Below are 5,996 nucleotides of genomic sequence, written 5' to 3'. Positions count from 1 at the left end.
TGATTAAACTTTTTTATAAAAAATTATTCACTAGCAACAAATAACCCAAGCATTTTGATCAAACTTTTTTCGAAATGTTTGGGTTTCTTCTGTTGAAAAATCAATTTTTGTAGCATGCTTTTGATCAAACTTTATTACAAACCAACAGCATTCACGGCAAGCTTATGGGTTAATAATTAATCCACGGCAAAGATATACTTCCTTTCCCCTCGAATAATCAACTAAATCTCCTCAAAAACATGTGATTTCCGGCAAAGATATGCTTCCTTTAGCGGCAACTTTATGGGTAAAGTTACATTTTTTTATTTGCTTCTTTTTTATATGTAATATTGCATATAAGAGTGTATTGATAAAAATGTAAGGGCTCCCTATAATGAGGGCATAAAGATAAATCAAATTTCAGTAACAATAAAAAAGGAGGAAATAATATGGAAATCACAATGGCAGTTTTGAAATTTTTAGGTGGAGTAATTCCTTTAGTTCAAGAACTTTTAAAAGCATTTATGTAGGTTTATTAGTTAGCTATCATTTATCAATCATTATCATATCTTACTAAAAAAAGAACGGGGTGATTTTTCTGAATATTAAGAAAAACACTAAAAGAAGAAAGTTCCTTACATGTTTATTAGTTAGTCTATGCACTATTAATTATTCATCTATTTCCTTCGCAGAAACACAAGCAGGTAATATAACTGATGTAACCAAAAATGCTAGTGGCATTGATACTGGTATAGCAAATCTTAAATATAATAATCAAGAGGTTTTAGCTGTAAATGGTGATAAAGTAGAGGGTTTTGTTCCGAAAGAAAGTATCAATTCAAATGGTAAATTTGTAGTAGTGGAACGCGAGAAAAAATCACTTACAACTTCACCAGTCGATATTTCGATTATTGATTCTGTGGTGAATCGTACGTATCCAGGAGCGGTACAACTTGCAAATAAAGCTTTTGCAGACAATCAACCGAGTTTATTAGTGGCTAAGAGAAAGCCTTTGAATATTAGTATAGACTTACCTGGCATGAGAAAAGAAAATACAATTACTGTCCAAAATCCGACATATGGTAATGTGGCTGGAGCAGTAGATGATTTAGTATCTACTTGGAATGAAAAGTATTCTAAAACACATACGTTACCTGCAAGAATGCAGTATACAGAATCTATGGTTTATAGTAAATCACAAATCGCAAGTGCCCTTAACGTTAACGCTAAATATCTCGATAACAGTCTAAACATCGATTTTAATGCGGTTGCAAATGGAGAGAAGAAAGTGATGGTAGCGGCATATAAGCAAATATTTTATACCGTAAGTGCTGAACTACCTAACAATCCATCCGATCTTTTTGATAATAGTGTTACTTTTGGTGAGTTAACTCGTAAAGGTGTAAGTAATTCGGCTCCACCTGTTATGGTTTCAAATGTAGCTTATGGTAGAACCGTTTATGTAAAATTAGAAACAACATCTAAGAGTAAAGATGTACAAGCTGCTTTTAAAGCCTTACTTAAGAATAACAGCGTCGAAACGAGTGGACAGTATAAAGATATTTTTGAAGAAAGTACCTTTACTGCTGTAGTATTAGGCGGAGATGCGAAAGAGCATAACAAGGTTGTTACTAAAGATTTCAATGAAATCCGAAATATCATTAAAGATAATGCTGAATTAAGTCTTAAAAATCCAGCATATCCAATTTCATATACAAGCACTTTCTTAAAAGATAATGCAACTGCTGCTGTTCATAACAATACAGATTATATTGAGACGACAACTACAGAATATTCAAGTGCTAAAATGACACTTGATCATTACGGTGCTTACGTTGCTCAATTTGATGTATCTTGGGATGAATTCACATTTGATCAAAATGGGAAAGAAGTACTAACACATAAAACATGGGATGGTAGCGGCAGAGACAAAACAGCTCATTACTCTACAGTTATCCCTCTTCCACCAAATTCAAAAAATATAAAAATCGTAGCTAGAGAATGTACTGGTCTTGCATGGGAATGGTGGAGAACAATTATTAATGAACAAAATGTTCCATTAACAAATGAAATAAAAGTTTCAATTGGAGGAACAACATTATACCCAACGGCTAGTATTAGTCATTAGGTATAAAAAAGCGCCCTGTAATCAGGGCGCTTTTTTACTTAGTCACAAATTTTACTCTTTCCAAAACTGCTCTAGCAAAATAACGATCATAGTACCTACGAGTAATCCGTTACTTAAAACATATTGTAAGGAAGAAGGAACTCCGCTAAATGCACTTTCTGGAAGAAACATTATTCCCAAACTGATTAATAATGAAATTCCTAATATAGTTAATCGGCGTTGCTTTAATTCTTCACGTAAAATGGATTGAAATGAAATGCCTATTACTTGGACAAATGTAGCTAAAAGTGCAGAATTAGCAATAGGACCTGGTAGCAAGGATATAAAGTTTACAATTGAGGGGATAAAAGAAATACCTGCTAATATAAGACTTGCTATAAGAAACGACTTCACCTTTTTTTGACCTGTTAGTTGAATAAATCCTGCTGATGCAGGTAATGGTACAATTCCAATTGTAGAGAACAATGATGAGATAATATGTGATATACCTCCGACCCATACACCACGGTTCAGTGTTTGCTTTTCATTTTCTTTAGATAGGGGAGCCACTTGTTTTACAGCCGAAATAGCAGCAATTGTATTTGCAACTAAAAGAAAGGTAAATAAAGTTGCAGTTAGAGTCATTCCAATATCGAATCTAGGTGTGCCCCAAGCAAATACCTCTGGTAACTTAACTAGCGTTGTATGTGAAGGCATATGAGATGATTTTCCTAATACTGCATACAAAAGCCAACCACATGAAATTCCAAGTAACACAGCGTAACTTTTCATCCATCCTTTCCCTTTAATTGATAAGAAAGTAATAAGGGCAAAAACAAAGAGCGCAATAGTAGCCGTTGTATAATCAGGATGAGTTACAGCTCCTTGTAATCCCATCATTCCTTTTAGTAACACACCACTAAGCTGAAGAGATAATATTAAAAGAAAAGTGCCTGTAACCAGGGGTGTAAATAAACGTAGAATTCGATGAACAAGCCCTGTTATACCAAGGACGAAGAGTAATATACCTGCAATAATTAATCCGCCTTCTAGAAGTTGTAATACATCCTTTGGACTTTGTCCCTGATGCATAGCGACTTGTCCCAATATGACAAATATACTTACCCATGAACCGGCTGGCCCATCCGCTATGGGATAGCGATGCCCAAACCATGCTTGTATAAATGAACTTACTCCTACAACTAAAAAAGTTCGTTGCATTAATGTTGAGATATCTTCCATTGATAAATGGAAGATGCCACCAATAATGATAGGCAATGCAATTGCATTTGCTAATAAAAACACAAACCACTGTAGAACACTAAAGCTCGTATCAAAGTATTTTTTATTCATAGTATTCTCCCTTGTATAAAAAGAATCTCATAGTAAAAATCCATCCTTTCTACACAGTTAGATTAAAAAGGATGGATTTTGTAAATCTATAAAATTATTTTAATTATATAGATAGATTTATAGGTAATTACCATGTACGGAATGGTAAGAATTTCCCGTTAAGTGTAATCACGATACGAGGGTCGCCACCTTTTGGATCTTCTTGTGTGTCCACACCTAGATTGAAGTTAATTGCACTCATTACACCTTCGCCAGCTTTTTCTAAAATTAATTCTCTAAGAGTTGGTGCGTATTGTAACATCATTTCATATAATCGATATAAGATTGGGTCAGTAGGAGGCATTTGCATTACTTGACCTCTAAGTGGAACTACTGTTAATGCTTGAACTACTTCTTCATCTAATTCTAATAGATTACCGATTTTTTCTGCTTCTGAACGTGTCATTGTAGCTTGTCCTAATAACGCTGTTACAACCCAAGTTTCAGAGTTTTCACTTACCTTTGAAATTTCTTCCCATGTTAAACCTTTTGCAATTTTTGCTTCCATAATTTTTTGCGTAGCTTCTTGTCTATTCATATCTAATAACTTCCTTCCATTTAAGTAATAATAATTAATTTTTCATACCATTTAATGCTTTATATCCATCAACTACTAAATCTAATTTACCTGTGTGAGGATCAATAACTAAACCATGTACAGGAACATCTTTTGGAATAAGTGGATGATTTCTTACTAAATTAACATTAGCTTGAGTTGAATCGCAGACATCATCGAATCCAAATAACCATTTTTTAAGGTCAATACCAGCATATTCAATCGCTGATAAAATTTCTGGTGAAGCTACTCCACGATCTAATATTTTTTGAAGTGTTCCTTTTGGATTAGTTTGACTCGCACCACATCTATGGTGTCCGATAAGGAAGATTTCATCTGCATTTAGATCATATACTGATGCTACAACACTTTGCATAACACTATCGAAAGGAGAAGCAATCTTACCACCTGCATTTCTGATAACTTTTGCATCACCATCGTGTATATCTAAAGCTTTTGGAAGTAGCTCAATTAATCGAGCATCCATGCAAGAAACAACAACCATACGTTTTTTAGGCACTTTTGTCGCTTCACGAGGAGCGTATTCCTTATTTTCTACAAATTGTTCATTGAACGATAAAATATCTTGTAATAACATATTTGTAACCTCCTTTAAATCTAGATGTATTTTTTTGTTGCGTCCTCTGTGTTATAAGTAAATATAACTGATAAACAATGTGATGTAAGAGGATAAACTAAGTATAGTGAATTGTATCGATAAGCAGAATAAGTTGGCGAAACACTTTCTGGCTTTCTACTTTCACGGTGAAAGGATTGGTTTATATCATTGATCAAACAGATTTTGAGATACTGAAATTATTAGGAGAAAACTCAAGAATACAATGGAAAGAACTTGGTCAAAAAATACATATGACGGGGCAGGCTGTAGGAAATCGAATTCGGAGATTAGAGGATTTAGGGATTATTGAACAATATACAATCGCAATAAACCGAATCAAACTAGGACAAACAGTGACTGCATTTGTTACTTTGTTTGTAACAACAGCTAATCACCAAGAGTTTATGAATTTCTTTCAAAAAGAAGAAGGGATTTCTGAAGTACATCGTATAAGTGGTGAAGGATGTTATTTACTAAAAACACATTTTGCTTCTAATGAAGAATTGGATAACTTTCTAGGGCGACTATTAAAGTATGGGAATTATCGTGTTAATCTATCAATAGGAAAGTTAAAATAAGGTTTCTTTTCTTCGGAGGGGATAGTAACGTTATTTGCTATTCCCTATTTGTATAGAGATAATAAAGTCGTTAACTTTTTATCTTGGTTTTATTTAATATCTACAAGCAAAACAGTTGTTATTGGTTGAAAAACTTTGTGTAATGATATGTTTTACAAGGTATTTGTTAAAAAGATATAGTTTAAATTAAGGCAATGTAAATATTGTAAAATCTTTATATTTACATATAATTATTTATTTGTGCGTGTTATATTTTTTGTGGGCTTACAAGTAAAAGAATAGGAGGAGAATAAATGAAAAAAATAACAGTTCTAACTTTAACTGCAGGAATAGCATTATCAAGTTTTGCAGTATCAGCGGCAGCAAAGTCTAATCATGAAGATCGCCCATGGTCAAATGTATATCGTATTTACAGTCCTAATGATGAAACGCCATCTCAACCTAAATATAATAGAACAGCATATTATATGAAGGTGAACAGTATGTCGGGATTAGATGGATATTTCAATGCCTGGGCTGCATTAAAAGATGGTACAGACGTTTCAGATGGTCATTCATACAAAATGCGTGATGGTCAAGAGGAATTCTTATATAATTTAGCAGTTGAGAAATATAATTCTGGTATCAAGGTTAAAATTGATACTAGAAGATGGGCTGAGGGTACAGCAAGAGGTGTTTGGAGCCCAGATAGTATTCGTAAATAATTATATTTAAAAAATGAACTTATAAATATAATATTTTATATTTTTGTAAGTCCCTCCTCAT

The 5,996-nt window shown here is 33.3% G+C and carries 6 protein-coding genes; 3 read left to right on the top strand and 3 right to left on the bottom strand.

Translation table 11 applies throughout. The features are described from left to right. The first annotated feature begins 568 nt into the window (after positions 1-568). Positions 569-2,107 (top strand): anthrolysin O/cereolysin O family cholesterol-dependent cytolysin Alo, encoded by a 1,539-nt coding sequence (gene alo, locus KI356_RS10960; RefSeq protein WP_128281872.1) that lies wholly within the window; start codon positions 569-571, stop codon positions 2,105-2,107. A 51-nt stretch (positions 2,108-2,158) separates the two neighbouring features. Here alo and KI356_RS10955 read toward each other — a convergent pair whose 3' ends face one another. The 3 genes from KI356_RS10955 to KI356_RS10945 all read right to left on the bottom strand — a co-directional run bounded on the left by KI356_RS10955 (position 2,159) and on the right by KI356_RS10945 (position 4,632). After that, positions 2,159-3,439 (bottom strand): purine/pyrimidine permease, encoded by a 1,281-nt coding sequence (locus KI356_RS10955; RefSeq protein WP_128281873.1) that lies wholly within the window; start codon positions 3,437-3,439, stop codon positions 2,159-2,161. A 127-nt stretch (positions 3,440-3,566) separates the two neighbouring features. After that, positions 3,567-4,016 carry a cyanase gene (cynS, locus tag KI356_RS10950; protein WP_088079695.1) on the bottom strand — a complete coding sequence of 150 codons (450 nt, stop codon included), beginning with the start codon at positions 4,014-4,016 and terminating at the stop codon, positions 3,567-3,569. 34 nt (positions 4,017-4,050) lie between these two features. Then, positions 4,051-4,632 carry a beta-class carbonic anhydrase gene (locus KI356_RS10945; RefSeq protein ID WP_128281874.1) on the bottom strand — a complete coding sequence of 194 codons (582 nt, stop codon included), beginning with the start codon at positions 4,630-4,632 and terminating at the stop codon, positions 4,051-4,053. Positions 4,633-4,799: 167 nt separating this feature from the next. On the opposite strand from KI356_RS10945, the gene KI356_RS10940 reads away from it, so the two are divergent. After that, a complete protein-coding gene (locus KI356_RS10940) occupies positions 4,800-5,231 on the top strand; it encodes an Lrp/AsnC family transcriptional regulator (RefSeq protein ID WP_128281875.1) in 432 nt (143 codons plus the stop codon). 293 nt (positions 5,232-5,524) lie between these two features. After that, complete coding sequence (locus KI356_RS10935; RefSeq protein WP_212935424.1) at positions 5,525-5,935, top strand: DUF2712 domain-containing protein; 411 nt, start codon at positions 5,525-5,527, stop codon at positions 5,933-5,935. Positions 5,936-5,996 lie beyond the last annotated feature (61 nt).

This window comes from Bacillus hominis (genome assembly GCF_018332515.1).
Classification (GTDB): domain Bacteria; phylum Bacillota; class Bacilli; order Bacillales; family Bacillaceae_G; genus Bacillus_A; species Bacillus_A hominis.
The sequence above is the reverse complement of the archived record's forward strand: the minus strand, read 5'-3'. Positions and strand labels throughout refer to the sequence as shown.

Bases quoted from the DNA above. Each gene is read 5' to 3' on its own strand.
- cynS (WP_088079695.1), bottom strand. From the start codon at position 4,016: ATGAATAGACAAGAAGCTACGCAAAAAATTATGGAAGCAAAAATTGCA.
- KI356_RS10945 (WP_128281874.1), bottom strand. From the start codon at position 4,632: ATGTTATTACAAGATATTTTATCGTTCAATGAACAATTTGTAGAAAAT.
- KI356_RS10955 (WP_128281873.1), bottom strand. From the start codon at position 3,439: ATGAATAAAAAATACTTTGATACGAGCTTTAGTGTTCTACAGTGGTTT.
- KI356_RS10935 (WP_212935424.1), top strand. From the start codon at position 5,525: ATGAAAAAAATAACAGTTCTAACTTTAACTGCAGGAATAGCATTATCA.